Origin of the sequence: Flavobacterium agrisoli (assembly GCF_016522065.1) — a bacterium.
Classification (GTDB): Bacteria; Bacteroidota; Bacteroidia; order Flavobacteriales; family Flavobacteriaceae; genus Flavobacterium; species Flavobacterium agrisoli.
Map to the genome: position 1 here is coordinate 604024 of NZ_JAEHFV010000002.1, position 19286 is coordinate 623309.

19 protein-coding genes are annotated in these 19286 nt (G+C 36.4%); 16 read left to right on the top strand and 3 right to left on the bottom strand.

The features are described 5' to 3' along the window. Nucleotides 1–14: 14 nt before the first annotated feature. From I5M07_RS07635 to I5M07_RS07710, 16 genes are all read left to right on the top strand, one after another. Nucleotides 15–728 (top strand): Crp/Fnr family transcriptional regulator, encoded by a 714-nt coding sequence (locus I5M07_RS07635; protein ID WP_200105625.1) that lies wholly within the window; start codon nucleotides 15–17, stop codon nucleotides 726–728. A gap of 289 nt (nucleotides 729–1017) precedes the next feature. Then, entirely contained in the window at nucleotides 1018–2394 is a 1377-nt protein-coding gene (locus tag I5M07_RS07640; RefSeq protein ID WP_200105626.1) for a CmpA/NrtA family ABC transporter substrate-binding protein, read from the top strand. Between the two features lie 57 nt (nucleotides 2395–2451). Continuing rightward, entirely contained in the window at nucleotides 2452–3012 is a 561-nt protein-coding gene (locus I5M07_RS07645) for a chlorite dismutase family protein (RefSeq protein WP_200105627.1), read from the top strand. A gap of 61 nt (nucleotides 3013–3073) precedes the next feature. Then, nucleotides 3074–4171, top strand: coding sequence for an ABC transporter permease (locus I5M07_RS07650; RefSeq protein ID WP_200105628.1), 1098 nt, complete (start codon nucleotides 3074–3076; stop codon nucleotides 4169–4171). Between the two features lie 18 nt (nucleotides 4172–4189). Beyond that, on the top strand, nucleotides 4190–5038 hold the full coding sequence (locus tag I5M07_RS07655) for an ABC transporter ATP-binding protein (RefSeq protein ID WP_200105629.1): 849 nt from the start codon (nucleotides 4190–4192) through the stop codon (nucleotides 5036–5038). Nucleotides 5039–5049: 11 nt separating this feature from the next. Further along, a complete protein-coding gene (locus I5M07_RS07660) occupies nucleotides 5050–5859 on the top strand; it encodes an ABC transporter ATP-binding protein (protein ID WP_200105630.1) in 810 nt (269 codons plus the stop codon). 48 nt (nucleotides 5860–5907) lie between these two features. Beyond that, nucleotides 5908–7143, top strand: coding sequence for an alginate export family protein (locus I5M07_RS07665; protein WP_200105631.1), 1236 nt, complete (start codon nucleotides 5908–5910; stop codon nucleotides 7141–7143). Nucleotides 7144–7381: 238 nt separating this feature from the next. Then, a complete protein-coding gene (locus I5M07_RS07670; RefSeq protein ID WP_200105632.1) occupies nucleotides 7382–8050 on the top strand; it encodes an SCO family protein in 669 nt (222 codons plus the stop codon). Nucleotides 8051–8194: 144 nt separating this feature from the next. Further along, the gene (locus I5M07_RS07675; RefSeq protein ID WP_200105633.1) at nucleotides 8195–8434 is read left to right on the top strand and encodes a FeoA family protein; all 240 of its coding nucleotides are present in this window, start codon (nucleotides 8195–8197) and stop codon (nucleotides 8432–8434) included. After that, a complete protein-coding gene (gene feoB / locus I5M07_RS07680; RefSeq protein ID WP_200105634.1) occupies nucleotides 8434–10533 on the top strand; it encodes a ferrous iron transport protein B in 2100 nt (699 codons plus the stop codon). The genes I5M07_RS07675 and feoB overlap by 1 nt, the downstream gene beginning before the upstream one ends. Nucleotides 10534–10543: 10 nt before the next feature. Then, nucleotides 10544–10669: a FeoB-associated Cys-rich membrane protein gene (locus I5M07_RS07685; protein WP_200105635.1), complete on the top strand. Its 126-nt coding sequence runs from the start codon at nucleotides 10544–10546 to the stop codon at nucleotides 10667–10669. Between the two features lie 340 nt (nucleotides 10670–11009). After that, a complete protein-coding gene (locus tag I5M07_RS07690; RefSeq protein WP_200105636.1) occupies nucleotides 11010–11327 on the top strand; it encodes a hypothetical protein in 318 nt (105 codons plus the stop codon). Between the two features lie 57 nt (nucleotides 11328–11384). Next, on the top strand, nucleotides 11385–11864 hold the full coding sequence (locus tag I5M07_RS07695) for a hypothetical protein (RefSeq protein ID WP_200105637.1): 480 nt from the start codon (nucleotides 11385–11387) through the stop codon (nucleotides 11862–11864). Nucleotides 11865–11984: 120 nt separating this feature from the next. Continuing rightward, nucleotides 11985–12131: a hypothetical protein gene (locus I5M07_RS07700; RefSeq protein WP_233621982.1), complete on the top strand. Its 147-nt coding sequence runs from the start codon at nucleotides 11985–11987 to the stop codon at nucleotides 12129–12131. Nucleotides 12132–12292: 161 nt separating this feature from the next. Next, entirely contained in the window at nucleotides 12293–13897 is a 1605-nt protein-coding gene (locus tag I5M07_RS07705; RefSeq protein WP_200105638.1) for a fumarate hydratase, read from the top strand. Between the two features lie 157 nt (nucleotides 13898–14054). Further along, complete coding sequence (locus I5M07_RS07710; protein WP_200105639.1) at nucleotides 14055–14606, top strand: hypothetical protein; 552 nt, start codon at nucleotides 14055–14057, stop codon at nucleotides 14604–14606. A 93-nt stretch (nucleotides 14607–14699) separates the two neighbouring features. On the opposite strand, the gene I5M07_RS07715 is transcribed toward I5M07_RS07710, so the two are convergent. From I5M07_RS07715 to I5M07_RS07725, 3 genes are all read right to left on the bottom strand, one after another. Further along, a complete protein-coding gene (locus I5M07_RS07715; RefSeq protein ID WP_233621984.1) occupies nucleotides 14700–15506 on the bottom strand; it encodes a hypothetical protein in 807 nt (268 codons plus the stop codon). A 150-nt stretch (nucleotides 15507–15656) separates the two neighbouring features. Beyond that, nucleotides 15657–17534, bottom strand: a complete 1878-nt coding sequence (locus tag I5M07_RS07720; protein ID WP_200105641.1) for a M1 family metallopeptidase — start codon at nucleotides 17532–17534, stop codon at nucleotides 15657–15659. Nucleotides 17535–17600: 66 nt separating this feature from the next. Then, the gene (locus I5M07_RS07725) at nucleotides 17601–19214 is read right to left on the bottom strand and encodes a S8 family peptidase (RefSeq protein ID WP_200105642.1); all 1614 of its coding nucleotides are present in this window, start codon (nucleotides 19212–19214) and stop codon (nucleotides 17601–17603) included. Nucleotides 19215–19286 lie beyond the last annotated feature (72 nt).

Genomic DNA, 19286 nt, shown 5'->3' on the forward strand with positions numbered 1-19286 from the left:
AAAATGCAAAACAAATGAGTTACAGTTGTATTGATTGCCGAAATGATAATTGTTTGATTAAGAAAAACATCGAGCACATCGAAGCGTTTGATGCGCAATTAATTCAGCAAAAACACACTGTACAATGCAAAAAAGGCGCTCAGTTTATTATGGAAGGCGCTCCTGTAAACGGTTTGTATTTTGTATATAAAGGCACCGTAAAAGTGCTCAAAACGGGATACAACGGTAAAGAACAAATTTTACGATTGTCTAAAGAAGGCGAAATCATTGGGCATCGTGGATTTGGAACGGGCGAAACCTATCAAATTGGAGGAACGGCTTTGGAGGATACCATTTTGTGTAATTTTTCTAAAAGTATGTTGGCAACTGTTTTGCAAAATGTTCCCAAAGTCGCCTACGAATTCATGATTTTTTATGCGCAAGAACTTAATCGTAGCGAGACAAAAGTGAAAACCATGTCGCAAATGACGGTTCGCGAGAAAGTAATCGATATGTTGTTTTATTTGTTTCGAAAATTTGGAAACCCTTTAAATAATACGATAGAACTCGAATTATCGCGCAAAGAATTAGCCGATTACGCCGGAACTTCGGACGAGCAAGTGATCCGAATTTTATCGGCACTCAAAAAAGAAAAACTCATTTATACCAAATCCAAAACCATTACCATTTTAAACTTTGAAAAACTCAAAAAAGAAATTGCCGAACACCATTTCTTTTTAGATAGTTAAGCAACTACGTAGTTTTTTTATAACAATTCAGGCTCATTTTTTTAAAATGAGCCTTTTTTTAGTTCAAATTAGTTCTTTTTTCAAGGTGAATTTTCAAATTTTACGTAAGTAAAACTACTTGTTATGTATTGATTTTACTAGGTTTTTTATGTAAAACTGCCAAAACACATTTTTTAAACTATTAAAAAAGTGGATTAATACTGTCTAAACCATACCCATCTAAATAAAATACGTATATACATTTGCTAAAAATAAGTACAAATACGTAATTAACTAAAACTAATAAGTTATGAAAACCAAATTTTTTAAAGCAGCTTTTCTAAGTGTTTTCGCTTTTGCGATGGTAGCTTGTGGAGGCGACAAAAAAAAGGGAGAAACAGAAGCTACTACCGAAGGAGTTTCAACAGAAAAGTTGGCTATCGAAAAACCACAGCTTACTTTCGGGTTTATTAAATTAACCGATATGGCTCCTTTGGCGATTGCTAAAGAAAAAGGTTTTTTTGAAGACGAAGGGCTTTTTGTAACCATTGAGGCTCAATCCAATTGGAAGAATATTTTAGACCGTGTTATTGATGGTCAGTTAGATGGTGCTCACATGCTGGCCGGTCAGCCTATTGCAGCTAGCTCTGGTTTTGGTAGACAAGCCGAATTGGTAACGGCTTACTCAATGGATTTGAACGGAAACGCCATTACGGTTTCGAACAAAGTTTGGGAAGCCATGAAACCACATGTAAAAATAGGTGCCGATGGAAAACCAGTACACCCTATTTCGGCCGAAGCCTTGAAACCAGTTATTGCAGCTTATAAAAACGAAGGAAAACCGTTTAAAATGGGAATGGTGTTTCCGGTTTCTACACACAATTACGAAATACGATATTGGTTGGCGGCAGCCGGAATTAATCCCGGAATGTACTCTGCCGATAACATTCAAGGTCAAATTGATGCTCAAGTATTGCTTTCAGTAACGCCTCCGCCTCAAATGCCTGCAACTCTTGAAGCAGGAACGATCTACGGCTATTGCGTGGGTGAACCTTGGAACCAACAAGCGGTTGCTAAAGGAATTGGAGTGCCTGTTGTAACCAATTATGATATTTACAAAAACAAAGCCGAAAAGGTTTTTGCCATGACTAAAAAGTTTGTAACCGAAAATCCAAATACGGCTGTGGCAGTTACCAAAGCACTTATTAGAGCGGGAAAATGGTTGGATGAACCAGGAAACAGAGCCGAAGCAGTTAAAATCTTGTCAAAACCCGAATATGTAGGAGCTGATGAAAGCGTATTAGCAAACTCAATGACCGGAACGTTTGAATTTGAAAAAGGAGACAAACGCAAAATGCCCGATTTTAATGTGTTTTACAAATACAATGCAACCTATCCTTTTTACTCAGATGGTATTTGGTTTTTGACTCAAATGCGTCGTTGGGGACAAATTCCAGAGAAAAAAGAAGCGGCTTGGTATGCCTCTAAAATCAAAGAAATTTACCGTCCGGATATTTGGATTAAAGCAGCTAATGCTTTGGTAAAAGAAGGAAAAATGCCTGAAGCAGATATTCCTCAAACCGACGGATATAAACCAGCAACTACCGATTTTATTGATGGTAATTCATACGATGGTAAAAAACCAATCGAATACATCAATTCTTTTAAAATTGGAAACAAAGATTAATGTTTAAAAAAGTGCCCTTTGCAATTCTGTTTCAATCTAATACGAAAACAAAAAACGATGACCAACGAAACCTTAACCCGATTTATAGGTGGAGACACTGGAGTTTGGAAAGTTTTATCGCAATCTACCTTAAAAGGAGAGCGGCTAGAACAGGTAAACAGAATTGTAATTGAGCCTTGTAATAAGAGTTTGCCAATTGTTGAAAGCCGCTGGATTGTAAGCGGAATTGGAAGCAACTTGAGGTACACCAATCGAAATGAAAAAATAATTTTAGACGAAACACCCGCTGTTTTAGGAAAACCCGAAGCTACCTATGCTGCTTTTATCCCGATTCAAAAAGTAGCTGAATGGTGGTTGTTAACGCAAGCTGAGCGAAGAAAAATTCTCGAAGAGCAGTCCCAACATATCGGTTACAGCGTTCCTTTTTTAAAGTCGATTTCCAGAAAATTGTATCATGCCCGTGATTTAGGGGAACCATTTGATTTTTTAACCTGGTTTGAATTTAAACCCAATGAGTCGAATAGATTTGATGACTTGGTTGGGTATTTAAGAACTACCGAAGAATGGCAATACGTATCGAGAGAGATTGATTTTCGATTGGTACGTGACCCACAATAAAATCGATTAAAAAAACGCAAAGATCAAAAACCAATTGCATTACCGAAAAATAAGATAAAAGATGAAAGAAGCCATTATTAAAGTATTCAAAAAAATAGGATTGGGTTTTATGGAACCACTTATTCGATTGCTTACAAACGAAGAACCGAAAAAAAATTTTAAAGAAGTTTTAAAACGAATTGTAGCCCCAATAGCCTCCATTTTTATATTTATCGGCCTTTGGCAAATGGGTTCTAACAGTCTTTACGAAAAAGAAGCGGCTTATAAAATAGAAACCACTAAAATCAATCAAGGAGAAGAAGCGGCTCAAAAATTGAAAGTATGTATGGAATCGGGCGAACCAAAATGCCAACCCAATACATTGCCTTCTCCAAGTCAGGTTTTTGGCGCATACAAAAAATTATTAGCCGACCATAAACGCATAGCAGCCGATAAAAAAGCCTTTAAAGAAAAAACGGCTACGCTAAACGAATCGCGCGAAGCACAAGGATTAAAACCTATTGTTTATACCGGACGCCCTTCGTTTGTAGATCAAATTTTGACGAGTTTAAAAACTGTTTTTGCTGGGTTTTTATTGGCCATGTTTATCGCCGTGCCTATCGGAATTATTTTGGGATTAAATCCAACTTTGCGTTCTTCTATTAACTGGATTATACAAATTTTCAAACCGGTTTCGCCTGTAGTTTGGTTGCTTTTAGTGTTTATGATTGTAAAAACCATGAACAAAAATTCCGATTCAGACAGTTCCTTTTTAATTTCCTTCATCTCTGTCGGATTATGCGCCATGTGGGCTACTTTGGTTAACACCATTATGGGGGTTTCAACGGTGGATAAAGATTACATTAATGTGGCCAAAGTGTTAAAATTAGGACCCGTTCAAAAAATCTTTAAAGTTATTTTACCCGCTTCTCTACCCTTAATTTTTACCGGATTACGTATCACCTTATCTGTTGCTTGGATGGTTTTAATTGCGATTGAATTATTAGCGCAATCGCCAGGTTTGGGTTCTTTTGTTTGGGAAGAATTTCAAAATGGCGCCATGGATTCGAATTCGAAGATTTTAGTGGCCATGTTTGTCATCGGACTTATCGGATTTGCCTTAGATCGCATCATGTTGTTCATTCAAAAAATGATTTCTTTTGATAAAGGAGCTATGTAAACCACTAAAAAAAATGTTATGGCAATTTTAGAATTAAAAAATATTTGTAAATCATACAATCCGGCGAAAGAATACGAAGGACAAGTGTTAGACAACATCAATTTGAATATTGAAGAAGGCGAATTTGTAGCGATTGTTGGTTTTTCGGGTAGCGGAAAAACGACCTTGGTAAACTTAATCAACGGATTGCATGAACCTACTTCGGGCACTATTCTTTTTAAAAACAAACCCATCGAAGGGACCAGTCACGAACGAGGCGTTATTTTTCAAAATTATTCGCTTTTGCCTTGGTTAACCGTATACCAAAATGTGGCAATGGCTGTGCGCGAAGCATTTCCTAAAATGACTAAAAAAGAGCAAGATGAGCGTATAAAAAAATATGTAGAAATGGTAGGTTTATCTCACGCTATTCACAAATATCCGAAAGAATTATCAGGCGGAATGCGACAACGTGTTTCAGTGGCGAGAGCCTTAGTAATGGATCCCGAAATGATTATTATGGACGAACCTTTGGGCGCTCTGGATGCTTTAACTCGCGGTAATTTGCAAGATGAAATTCTTAAAATTTGGGAATTGAACAAACGAACGGCTTTGTTAATAACCAATGATGTAGACGAAGCTTTATACATGGCCGATAGGATAATTCCACTAAAACCAGGTCCTCGCGCTACATTGGGTCCCGAATTTAAAGTGAATATTGCGCGACCAAGAGACAAAACAGCATTGAATGACGATGACGAATTCAAACATACCCGAAACGCCATTATCGAATATTTAATGGATTTAGGAAACGAAGTGGCGAGTCAGTCGGAAGCAATCTACGAATTGCCAGACCTAGAACCGAAAGATTTACGTTGGGAATTTTAAAACCAGAAAACATGCAAACAATCATACAAGAAACTATTCAGCCAGCTCCATCAAGTCAAATTATGTTGGATTTGGTTAATTTGAAAAAAGTATATCCCACTCCAAATGGCGAGTATGTGGTATTGGAAAACTTAAATCTTCAAATAAAAAAAGAAGAATTTATAACTATTATTGGACATTCGGGTTGCGGAAAAACCACGATGTTAAGTATGATGGCTGGTTTAAACGAAATTTCGGGCGGTCATATTTCGGTACTCGGAAAAGGCATCACAGGTCCAGGTCCCGACCGTGGCGTTATTTTTCAGCAACCGAGTTTAATGCCGTGGCTCACCACAATTGATAATGTCATGTTGGGGGTAAAAAAAGTATATCCGCAGGCAACAAAAAAGCAACGAGAGGACATTTGCAAATACTATTTGTATAAGGTTGGCATGGAGAGTGCCTTTTACAAACGAGCATCCGAATTGTCACAAGGGGAGCAGCAACGAGTAGGTATTGCAAGGGCTTTTGCTATTAAACCCAAAGTTTTATTGCTTGATGAACCCTTTGGAATGTTAGATTCGTTAACAAGAGGACAGCTGCAAGACGTATTAATTGACATTTGGAACAAAGAAAAAATTACCGCGGTTATGATTACACACGACGTAGACGAAGCCATTTTTTTAGCCGATCGCGTGGTAATGATGACCAGCGGGCCTAAAGCCAAAATTGGCGATGTTTTGGCTATTGATTTTGAACGTCCTAGAACACGAAAAGCGATCTTGGAGTCAGAAAATTATTATATTTATCGCAAACATTTAATCGATTTTTTAGAACATTAACCACTAGTAACTAACCTATTATTATAAAATACTAAACCAAATAAAATCATGAAATTAACAAAAATAGCATTAGCAGCCAGTTTGGCATTTCAAGCCACCATTTTTGCTCAAGAAAGTAAATCGCCTTTTTCGTTAGAAGGCGAATTTAGACCTCGAACGGAGTTACGTAACAACGGATTTTCTAAAACGGCTCTTGAAGGTTCCGAAGGATATTGGCGTACCGACGTGCGAGCGGCCTTGGGAGTAGGGTATAAAACAGAAACTATCAATACCTATTTATTGTTTCAAGAAGTGTTTGTTTTTGGCGATCGTGCCCAAACAGCAACCAATGGCAACAGTAATTTTAGAGTTCAAGAAGCTTGGGCCGATCTTCGATTGACAAAGGAGTCTTCTTTTAAAATCGGGCGTCAACAACTTTCGTATGATGACCAACGTATTTTAGGTGCTTTAGATTGGGCACAACAAGCCAGAACGCATGATGTTGGTGTTTTAAAAGTTAATACCGGCGGATATGCAATCGATTTTGGATTGGCTTTTAATTCAGATGGACAAGACAATATTTACAATACCGCTGCCGCTTTTTCGTATAAAAACATGGTATTCGGACATTTTAATAAAAAATTCGGTGCTTTTAATTTGAGTGTGTTGCTTTTAGGAAATGAATTTCAGGATGGAACCGATCCCGATGGCGCTGGTCCTTTACTGGCTTCGGATAATAAATCATTTTTGAAAACAGGCGGATTACACATGGATTATGCTTTAAAAGTTGTAAAATTAAGTGCCAATGCCTATTTGCAAGATGGTTACCGATTGAACGATGTTGAGGTAGATAATGCTTATTTGTTGAGTTTGGATGCGGCTTTTAAACTGAGTTCTGTTTTTGGTGCTTCGGTAGGAACCGAAATTATTTCAGGAAAAGAAAGCGCAACTTCAATGGGATTTTTTCCATTATACGGAACCAATCATAAATTTAACGGAACCATGGATCGTTTTTATGTAGGTAATTACGCCAACGCAAATGGTTTGGTCGATTTTCATGCGGGAATTTCGGCTAATTTAAAACACGATTTTACCTTAGGTTTGGATGCCTTATATTTCAAAGAACAATCGTTAACCAAAGATTATATGGGGACAGAGTTGGATTTTGTAGTAGGAAAAAAATTCAAAGGATATGCCATAAAAGGAGGTTACTCGCAATACTTTGAACCGAGCCGCATTGTAAATGATAAAAGCAATCAAAATTGGGCTTGGTTGATGTTGGTGGTAAAACCTAAATTTTTATAATCCCCATTTACTATTATAAGACTTACTAATTCAAATTTAAAAAAACCTGCACCTGTAAAATGGATTGCAGGTTTTTTTTGTTTATTTTATTGGTTAACTATTTTGATTCTGTTTTTCAAATGCGATCAGGGAAAATGGTAGGTGCTCAACCTAAATTAACGTAGCTACTCAGAAAGTTAGCGGCTAATAAACTTAAAAAACGTATCGATTTCGTATTTTTGCAGCAAATAAAACAGTTATGAAATCCCTTTTTTATCACTATCGGAAGTTCTTTATCGGACTTATCATTTTTTCGATAGTGACTTTATCTTTAATTTATTCGCAACTAAAACCTGCAAAAACGTTACCCATTTACAACCCTGCTGATGTAAATCCGGAATTGGTAGACAGCACCATTCAATACAAAAGCAAGTACCATACAATTGCTGATTTTTCGTTTGTTAATCAAAATGGCGATACCATTACACAGAAAAATTACGAAGGCAAAATTTACGTAGCCGATTTCTTTTTTACCACTTGTGGATCCATTTGCCCTAAAATGACGACTAATTTGGCTGAAGTGCAAACGGCGATTTTAAATAATCCAAAAGTGATGCTTTTATCACATACGGTTTTCCCGGAAACAGATAGTATTCCGGTTTTAAAAGCGTATGCCATCAAACACGGTGTTGTGGACAGCAAATGGAATTTGGTAACGGGTGATAAAAAGAAAATTTATGAAATGGCACGCAAGTCGTATTTAGCGGTTAAATTGGGTCGACCCGACCAACTTTACGATATGGTACATACCGAAAATTTTGTTTTGGTCGATCAAAAAAGAAGGGTGCGCGGTTTTTATGATGGGACTAAAAAAGAAGAAATTCAACGTTTGTTAGCCGATATCGACTTTTTAAGCGAGAAGGAGTAAATCATTTTATACTAATCTATAAGCCTGTTTCTATTTAGGATTCAGGCTTTTTTTAGATATTTTTATGAGAATGTATTCCGTTAAAATACGGAGCAATACATTTTAAATCCCTATTTTTGCAATCTAAATTCAATCTAAATAAGCTTGAGACATACTATTCACACCATGAAAAAGGGCGATAAAGCCATTATAAAGGATTTTGATATTGACCTAGTGCCCCTAAAATTACTAGAAATGGGTTGTTTGCCTGGTAACAATGTCGAATTATTGCAAATAGCTCCATTTGGCGATCCTTTGTATTTGGATATTAACGGTTCTCATGTGGCTATTCGGATTGAAACAGCTCGCGAAATTGAAGTTGAACTTATTGAAGTCCACTTATAATGAGCGTACAAAATATAAATGTTGCCTTAATTGGTAATCCTAACGTGGGTAAAACTTCGGTTTTTAATCAGCTAACAGGGCTTAATCAGCAAGTTGGAAATTATCCCGGAATTACGGTCGAAAAAAAGATGGGTTTTTGCAAATTACCCCATAATTTTAAAGCCAATATTCTCGATTTACCCGGAACCTATAGTTTGAATGCCAGCTCGATGGACGAAAGTGTGGTCATCGAATTATTGCTTAATAAAAACGACAAATTATATCCCGATGTAGCTTTGGTGGTGACCGATGTCGAAAATTTAAAGCGTAATTTGTTGCTGTTTACCCAAATTAAAGATCTTGAAATTCCGACCATTTTAGTCATCAATATGGCCGACCGAATGGAGCAAAAAGGAATTACTTTAGATATCGAAAAGTTAGAAGAGCGCTTGAATACTAAAATTGCGTTGGTGAGCTCTCGCAAAGGTTTAGGAATTGAAGCTTTGAAAGAATTGATAGTTACTTACAAAACGCTTTCGTGTGAACCTTGCACCATAGTTTCCAATATCGACCCCGAATATTTTAAACGATTACACAGTACTTTTCCCGATCAATTGTTGTACAAATTATGGTTGGTAATTACGCAAGATGTGAATTTTTTAAAATTAGAACGCAACGAAATTAGGAGTACTTTTACGCGTTCACATTCGGATTTAAAGCGTTTGCAACAAAAAGAAACCATCAAAAGATACCAATTTATTAATGAGGTTTTAAAAGAGGGTTTACAGGTTGATGCTTCGGTTGCACGCGATTTTCGTTCGAAATTAGACCGTGTTTTAACCCATAAGTTTTTTGGATACCTGATTTTTTTCGCCATTTTATTTTTGATTTTCCAATCGATATTTGAATGGTCGGCACTTCCAATGGATTTTATTGATACAACTTTTGCCGATTTGAGCGCAGTTGCGGCCGAAAAATTACCAAGCGGCATTTTAACCGATTTAATTTCGCAAGGAATCATTCCGGGAATTGGCGGAATTTTAATATTCATTCCCCAAATTGCCTTTTTGTTTTTATTCATTTCAGTGCTCGAAGAAAGCGGTTACATGAGTCGCGTCGTATTTTTAATGGATAAAATCATGCGTAAATTCGGGCTGTCGGGTAAAAGTGTGGTGCCGTTAATTTCTGGAACAGCTTGTGCAATTCCGGCCATTATGGCGACTCGAAATATCGAAAATTGGAAAGAACGATTAATTACCATTTTGGTAACGCCTTTTACTACTTGTTCGGCGCGCTTGCCAGTTTACGCCATTATTATTGCTTTGGTAATTCCAGATAAACGCATTTTTGGAATTCTAAATCTGCAAGGATTAACCTTAATGTTGTTGTATTTGTTAGGCTTCGGAATGGCAATTTTATCGTCGTATGTATTGAATAAAATTTTGAAGATTTCGGGTAAAACCTATTTTGTAGTCGAAATGCCCAACTATAAAATGCCTTTGTTTAAAAATGTGGCGATTAACGTAATCGAGAAAACAAAAGCGTTTGTGTATGGAGCCGGTAAAATTATCTTAGCCATTTCGATTATTCTTTGGTTTTTGGCTTCGTACGGACCAGGGGAAGCTTTTAACAATGCTGAAACTATTGTAAAAGAAAAGTTTGAAGCCCAAAATTTATCCGAATTGGAATTGGAAAATGAAATAGCGTCTCAAAAAATCGAAAATTCCTATATCGGTATCATGGGTCGCGCTATTGAACCCGTTATCCAGCCTTTGGGTTACGACTGGAAAATTGGTATTGCTATTATTAGTTCGTTTGCCGCACGTGAAGTTTTTGTGGGTACTTTGGCTACCATTTATAGTGTAGGAGGAACCGATAACGAAGCCACAATTAAAAATAAAATGCAAGAAGAAGTCAATCCGGTTACGGGACAAAAAATATTTAATTTGGCTAGTGGTGTTTCCTTACTGTTGTTTTACGCCTTTGCCTTGCAGTGCGCTAGTACATTGGCTATTACCAAAAAAGAAACCAATTCGTGGCGTTGGCCAATTATACAATTGGTTTTAATGAGCGGATTTGCTTATGTTACGGCTTTAATTGCGTATCAGGTATTGCATTAATAAAAAAGATATGTTTCAAGAAATTGTTGCTTTTTTAATATTGGCTTTAGCCATTTTGTTTTTAATTCGGAAGTTTTTTTGGAAATCAAAAAAGAAAAAAAACTGTGGCGATAAGGACGATTGTGGCTGTCATTAATTGATAAAATTCGTCTTTTTTATGATAAAAATGTTCTTCAGAAAAACGCCTTCTTAATTCTGAAAATTATAAAAATAACTACAGCACCTCCTTTTTAGGGGGTGTTTTTGTTTGAGGTAATTAATTTGGGGTTTTACCCGTCTATTTTATAGGGTGAAATGACCTAAAAATGTCAATTTTTTGATATTGATTTTTTTACTGTATTTTTCTCAAAAATCTGTTAAACACCTTGATTTTACTGGGTTTTTGAAATATATTGCATCAAAATAAAAAGCGACAAAAATTGAAATTGTAGTCTCCGTAGAGGTTAATTTGAATTTGTTTTTTAAAGGTTTTCAAAATGAAAAAGACACAAAAAATAGCAATTTTATTTATTTGTTTGGTGCTAGCTCTTCCTTGGGCTGGTACTACCATGTTGTCTGTTTTGAAAACCACTACCGAAAAAAGTAGTATTGAAAAAAAAGAAGCATTACCTGAAAGTGAATCGGATACTGAGGACAAAACTTTTGAATTAGTATACGATTTTTTACCGTCCTTTTCCGCTCACTTTCAGGTAAATCTTGCTTCGGTAGTACCTTTTTTTAAGGTTCATACTTTAGCCAAATCAATACCGATGGATTTATCAAATCCGCCTCCCGAATTTAAATTAGTTGCTTAAAACCTTCCCAATATTTTGGGCTATTATTTTATACAATTAATTTAAATTTAAATCATTATGAAAACGATATTCACACTTGCACTTACTTTATTTACAACTTTGATTTTTGCTGATACGCATATTATTGTTAAACAAAACGGCGAAAAAATCGAGGCCAACTACGTTACAACCAAAAACAATACGGTTTATTATTCACTACCAGGCAGTAGTACCGTAAACGAGATTAGTGCGTATGCGGTTGATAAAGTAATTGAAAAAGCAACAAACGATGTTATTTTAAACAACTCAAAAGTTGAGGTTAGTGGTAAAAACGGATACAAAAATGTGCAGTTTTTAGCAAACGAACAAACAGCAGGATTACACCAGGCTGTTGCCTTAAAAACAGTGATTCACCAACCAAAAGGTCAATCAAAAGCCGATTGGATCAAACAAGCCGAATTGCGTTTGCAAAAACAAGCTGCAGAAAAAGGATTGCCGTTTTTGGTTATTACCAAACAAACTGATTCAAAATTAGAAGCAATAGCGTATCAATATTAAAATACTTTTCAAATTAATTTCCAAAAAGGGGCTGTGTTTACATAGCCTCTTTTTTGTTTAAACGGGTTCGTTTTAAATAAAATACTAACTTGCATGCCTTAACTTATTTCCCCAATCACAATGAAAAACACAAAACACACCAAATATGTAGCTGTCGTACTTTTGGTTTTATTTTTAATAACCAGTTTAATTAGTTGTAGTACACATGTGCATACAACCTCTTCGGGTAAAATTCCGCCTGGACAAGCCAAAAAAAATGTCGGGTAGCAAAAGCGCTAAGGCTTACGCGCCAGGTCAAAATAAAAAAAAGTAGATTGTTCTTGTTACAACTATATCTTCTGTAATCAATTTTGTGACGTAAGCTAATCCGTAGTAGTAAAACTAGGGGGTGGCGTTATTATTTTTTATCTTTGTAAAAAAATAAAAAAATGATAGATTTTATATACCAAGATCCGTATCCTATCTTAAAAGATGATACACAATACCGCAAAATTACTTCTGATTTTGTAAAAGTGGAACAATTAGGTGATCGCGAAATTATAACGGTTGACCCAAAAGGATTAGAGTTACTCGCAGAAGAAGCCTTTACCGATGTGTCGTTTATGTTGCGTACATCGCATCTTCAAAAGTTAAAAAACATTTTAGATGATCCCGAAGCTACCGATAACGATCGTTTTGTAGCTTATAATTTGTTACAAAACGCTTCTGTGGCGACCGAAGGGCAATTACCAAGTTGTCAAGATACTGGAACGGCTATTGTAATGGCTAAAAAAGGCGAAAATGTGTACACCGGTGTAGACGATGCCGAATGGTTAAGCAAAGGGATTTTTAATACTTACCAAAAGCGAAATTTACGCTACTCGCAAATTGTACCAATTTCCATGGTAGAAGAAAAAAACTCGGGTTCGAATCTTCCGGCGCAAGTAGATATTTATGCTAAAAAGGGAGCTTCTTACGAATTTTTGTTTATGGCAAAAGGAGGTGGTTCGGCTAATAAAACCTTTTTGTACCAACAAACAAAATCTTTATTGAATGAAAAATCATTAGAAGCCTTTATCCGTACAAAAATCAAAGATTTGGGTACTTCGGCTTGTCCACCATACCATTTGGCTTTGGTTATCGGAGGAACTTCTGCCGAGGCTACTTTGGCTACCGTAAAAAAAGCGTCTGCGGGTTATTATGATAATTTGCCTACTTCGGGTAATATGGCAGGTCAGGCATTCCGTGATTTAGAATGGGAGCAAAGAGTACAACAAATTTGTCAAGAAAGTGCTATTGGAGCTCAATTTGGAGGCAAATATTTCACGCACGATGTTCGCGTAATTCGTTTGCCACGTCACGCTGCTTCTTGTCCGGTTGGATTAGGTGTTTCTTGTTCGGCTGACCGAAATATCAAAGCAAAAATCAATAAAGACGGAATCTTTTTGGAGCAGTTAGAAACCAATCCAAAACAATTTTTACCTGAAACAGCACCTCATTTAGAAGCTCCGGTAGAAATTGATTTGAACCAACCAATGGAGTCTATTTTGGCTAAATTAACGCAATATCCCATCAAAACACGTTTAAAACTTAACGGGACTGTCATTGTAGCTCGTGATATAGCGCATGCCAAAATTAAAGAGCTTTTGGATGCCGGAAAACCAATGCCGGATTATTTTAAAAATCACCCCGTTTATTATGCAGGACCTGCTAAAACGCCTGACGGAATGGCTTCGGGAAGTTTTGGTCCAACAACTGCGGGACGAATGGATGTATATGTTGATGAATTTCAAAAAAACGGCGGAAGTATGGTCATGTTAGCCAAAGGAAATCGCTCTAAACAAGTTATGGACGCTTGTAACAAATACGGCGGTTTTTATTTGGGTTCTGTGGGTGGTCCTGCGGCTATTTTGGCACAGGATAATATTTTGAAAGTAGAAGTGGTTGATTTTGAAGAACTAGGAATGGAAGCCGTTCGAAAAATCACCGTAAAAGATTTCCCTGCGTTTATAATTACAGATGATAAAGGAAATGACTTTTTTGAGAATTTATAAAAAAAAGTAGTGTAAATAATTTTAAAACCGTTTGATTTTCAAGCGGTTTTTTTATGGATGTAATTTTTTATCTCCAAAGATCTTTAAGCTAAAAGAATTAAATTTCTTACTTTTACGTAGTATATTGTTCTTTTTTTAAGTACTAATTGTTTTAATTATGAAAAAAAACATACTCGCTGTTCTGTTTTTCTCAACGGGCTTATTGGCTTTTGGTCAAGAAAGCGAAAACGAAGGTTCAAAAAAATTTCCTGAGCATACCTTGGGTTTGGTGTTGAGTCATGCTAATATTTCGACCGGAGTTTCTGAATCAGGTGGCAGGAAATGGCTTTCGATTCCAGCTTGGGGATTGGATTATAATTGCTGGTTTACTGAAAAATGGGCTTTAGGATTGCATACTGATTTTATTATCGAAAAAATTGAAGTAAAAGAAAACTTAAATAGCGATGAAGCAATTCTGGAAAGAAGTTATCCAATTGCACCGGCTTTAATGGGTATTTACAAACCCACCAAACACAGTAGTTTTTTGTTTGGAATGGGAGCTGAATTTGCAAAAGAAGAGAATCTGGTTTTAAACCGAGTAGGTTACGAATGGTCTACCGAAATTGGCGAAAAATGGGAGCTAGGTTTGTCTTTTAATTATGATTTTAGATGGAATGCTTACGATAGCTATACATTGGGATTTGGTATATCTCGTAATTTATCGCGTTAGAAATTAACATAAATAAATGAGCTTTTAAAAACATAAAAAAACCAGTAAATTACAAATTACTGGTTTTTTTGTTTTTATAATTAAAGGTATGAATTAACCTCCTGTAAATTGCAAGTTGATACCTGCTAATAATTGAAATTGTGGCTGAACCCCATCGGTAAGTGCAGAGAACTGAGGCTCTAAGTAAATGTTAAACATGGTTTTGTTTACTTTAACTACTTGTCCAGCACCAATTCCGATAGGAACGGAGTAACTATCATTTGCAAAATCAAATACCCAAATAGGTGCACCTCTCAAGTAAGTTCCTTTTCCTAATTGCCAAAAGTAAAACGGTTGTATGGCACCTAAACTGGTTTTAGAACGGTCGTCGTGACCTGCAAAAGAAGTTTGCCAAGTAACCAAAGCACCATATTGAAACACAGGCGATTTAGCAAAAAAGGCAACATACGCAAAACCAGCTTGCCATTTGCCTGAACCTAACGCATTGTCGGTAGCGGTTGGTGCAGCCAATAAAGGACCTATACCCATTGTAGTAGTTGGTTTAGAAACAAAGTTGTATGACATAAAAGCATTTATATCTCCTAATCCACTCGTAGTGCGCAAAGTACCGTTAATATCAGGCATTCCGACTGTGCTCAGCGGAGTAGATACACGAAGTAAAAATTTACCAGCCGCAAGTGGTTTTGCAAAACGAACCCAAGTAGTATTCATGTAGGAACCTTCGGGAGCGTTGGTTAATTTTGACATATAGTAATTTTGAAAACTTATGGCAGTCATATTGGCCAAAGGGTTGTTAGCCTGAGCAGCGCTTGCCTCTTTTTCCTCGGCTTTGTCTTCTTGCGAAAACCCATTAAAGATTCCCAGAAAGCAAATGAAAAGGATTTTTGATATTTTTTTCATACCCATTATTTTAGCGTGTTAAATATTTCGTAATAAAATTACATAAAATATTTAAAAATTCTTACAAAAACGGGTCTTTTTAGTTTTAATTTTATTTCATAAAAAAAGCCGTAAACTAAGTACGGCTTTGATTTTGATATGCGATTTGTTTTAATTTTCAAAAAAGTTGTTGGCAGCTTTCACATCCGCCATTAATCCGCTTGGGTCAATGGTGATTTTTTTGATTGCCGATTTGTTTTTATCTATTGTAAAACTGTAATTTGACATCGCCCAAGCCCATTCTGCCAAAACTGTTCTTTGTTGGTTTGGATTCGGATTCGATTTAACGAAATGCATCATTCGTAAAGGAATATAAAAGTTCTCCGAAGTGCCATCAGTATACGCTACTTTTAAATCGATTGGCATGGGCATTCTTCCTATTCTTTCTAAAGTAACCGTTGTTTTTCCGGCATTGTCAGTAACTGCTTTAATGCCGTAATCAATGGTATTGGTGGTTTGAGTCCAATCGGTTAAATACCAATCCAATTCGGCGCCCGAAACCCTTTCTGCTGTTCTTTTAATGTCATTTGGCGTGGGATGTTTGAATTTAAAATCATTAAAATACCTTTTTAAAGTTGCATCTACATTTTCTTTTCCAATTACATATTCCAATTGCGAAAGGAAAAGACTTCCTTTTACATAAGATGAAATGCTATAAGGACGATTTTCATCATAACGATCTCCGTGAGTAGTTTGTGGTTGCTCTTTTCCGGAATTAACTAAACTGTAGTACGCGGCATAATTTCCTTTAAATGGGTTTGCCTCTTTTTGATCGCCTTGCAATTCATTTAAGGCGCTGTCTTCTATGTACGTTGTAAAGCCTTCGTCCATCCAAGGATGTTTCGATTCGTTTGAAGCCAAAATATGTTGAAACCATGAGTGTCCTAACTCATGTGTTGCTGTTCCTAAAATTCCTTGCAAAGTTCCGCTTCCTAACATCAAGGTACACATCGCATACTCCATTCCGCCATCGCCACCCTGAATAAAAGAGTATTGTTTGTATGGATATTGACCTACTCTATGATTGTAATAATCCATTACTTTAACCATTAATGGTTCAAGCTGTTTCCAGTTTGCAGTAGTTTTGGGATCATTTTTATAAAAGAAGTGTAAATCAACATCATTTGGTCCTTTTACAACATCATGAGTGTATTCTTTGTCAGCAGCCCAAGTAAAATCGTGTACATTTGGTGCGATAAAATGCCAAGTTAACGTTTTTGCTTTTTTAGGATAGGTAACCGTTACACCAGCATCTTCGTAACCATGACCGATTGTATTTTTATCTTGCAAATAACCCGAACCGCCAATTGTATATGCTTTATCGATGGTGATTTTTACATCGAAATTTCCCCAAACACCATGAAATTCTCTTGCGATGTAAGGATCGGCGTGCCAGCCTTCAAAATCAAACTCGGCTAATTTTGGATACCATTGCGACATCGAAAGTTCAATGCCTTCTTTGTTATTTCTTCCTGAACGGCGAATTTGGACAGGAACCTGACCATCGAAATTTAACGTGAAAGTGGTTTTAGAATTGGGTAAAATGGGTTTAGCTAAGGTTACTTCTAAAATGGTACCCGAAGTGTTGGTTTGAGCCGCAACACCATCTTGTTTAAAATCGGTAATTTTTAAAAAACCAATTTCCTTTGGTTGCAATGTCTCAATTCGGCTTTGTTTTATCTCTTTTCCATCGGCGTCTTTTACTTTAGTTACCATTCGGCCATCGGGATCTTTTATCGAATGCAAACGGGCATCCATTTCGCTTCCTGGTTGAAAAGCATTTGGATACAAATGATAATAAACTTTACGTAACGTATCTGGCGAATTATTGGTATAAATTAATTCTTGTTTTCCTTTGTATTGATAGGTTTTTATGTCCATCGATACTTCCATTTTGTAATCGACGTGCTGTTGCCAATAAGGAGCACTTTGGGCAAAAGCTGCGGTAAAACTCAGATTCAAAATAGAAAGTAAAATAATTTTTTGCATGATTATTTTAATAATAAAAATGGAAGAGCAGTTCGCTCTTCCATCGGATTAATAGGTTTTTATTTTTTATTTTTTTGACATTTTTTCGGCCATTTGTAAGGCATAATAAGCATTGACCATGCGCGCTGTTTTAGAAGATTCTGAAGCAGGTTTGATTTCGCTATTTTCACCTAAAGCTACATTATTTGGCAATAAAACGCCCGAATTCATTAAGATGTGTTTTACTTGAGGAGCTGTTAATTTTGGATAATACGAACGAATTAAAGCGGCAACACCTGCTGCGTTAGGCGACGCCATTGACGTTCCTTGTAAATATTTGTATTTGTTGTTGGGCACAGTGGCGTAAATTTCTTCACCAGGAGCAAAAACATCGACATTAATCTTTCCGAAATTTGAAAAATCGGCCACAACATCTTGTCCGTAAGTTTTGTTAATCGCACCAATAGTAATTACGTTATCGGCAAATTCTTTAATGTTATCTTCCGAATCATTAGGATAATTGATGTTTTGTTTTTCATCAATATTATAGCCATCATTTCCGGCAGCGTGAACAATTAAAACGTCTTTTTTGGCCGCGTATTTTATAGCATCGTAAACCCAGTCTTTATGTGGAGAAAAACTTTTTCCGAAACTTCCGTTGATTACTTTTGCACCATTATCTACTGCGTAACGAATGGCTAAAGCAATGTCTTTATCGTATTCGTCTCCATCGGGTACGGCGCGAACGGTCATGATTTCCACATTTGCCGATGCCACTCCGTCTCCACCTAAATCATTACCACGAACTTGCGCTATGATTCCGGCAACGTGTGTACCGTGTAACGCTTTTTCTTTGTCAGGTCCAAAAACAACGTTATTTCCGTAGTGGGTGTCTTTAAGTTCTTCTGGATTGTCGCCTACGATTTTTCTGCCGTCAAATTCTTTATTTAAATTAAAATTCAACTGGTTGTAAACGTATTCTTTATAATCGTTTAAGCCACTTTCAAAATCAGGTCCTGCATTTTCTAAAATACGGCTCATGATCATTTTGTCGCGATTTAAGCTCGGATCGGTAGTCGAAATCGCATTCAAATCCTCAATAGTATAATGGTCTTTTTTCAGGTAAGTTTGAATCGATTTGTTGGTATTCAATAAAAAGTCTACTTGTTGTTTGTCTTCCATTGCTTTGCTGTATTTTTTGTCATAAGCAGCCAAAGCATCTTTGTATTGTTGCGATCCGTCATCGCCTTTTTTCACGATTCGAGTCATTTCAAGATTTTCATCAACAGCATCGCCTAAAAAATTCCAACCATGAATATCATCAACAAATCCGTTTTTATCATCGTCAATTCCATTTCCTGGAACTTCTTTTGTATTGGTCCAAATTACTCCTTTTAAATCTTCGTGTTCAATATCTACACCCGAATCTACAATTCCAACGATTACTTTTTGACCCGTTTTTCCGGTTAATAATTCGGCATAGGCTTTATCTACGCTCATACCCGGAATGGTATCTTTTGTTAAGTCTAAATGACTCCAACGCTTGAGTTCATTATCAGAAAGCGGGGCTTTTTTAACGATTACTTCAGGAGCTGTTTGGTTCATAGGAACGGCCGAAACGGCAGCTTGTTTTCCGGCACCACAACCTGCTAATGCTAAGGCAATAAAAGCAGATACATACAAAGGTTTTATACTAGCCATACGTAGTGTTTTAGTTCATTTTTGAATATTTGACGAATTTATACTTTTTTGTTACAAAAAACTAACTGTTAA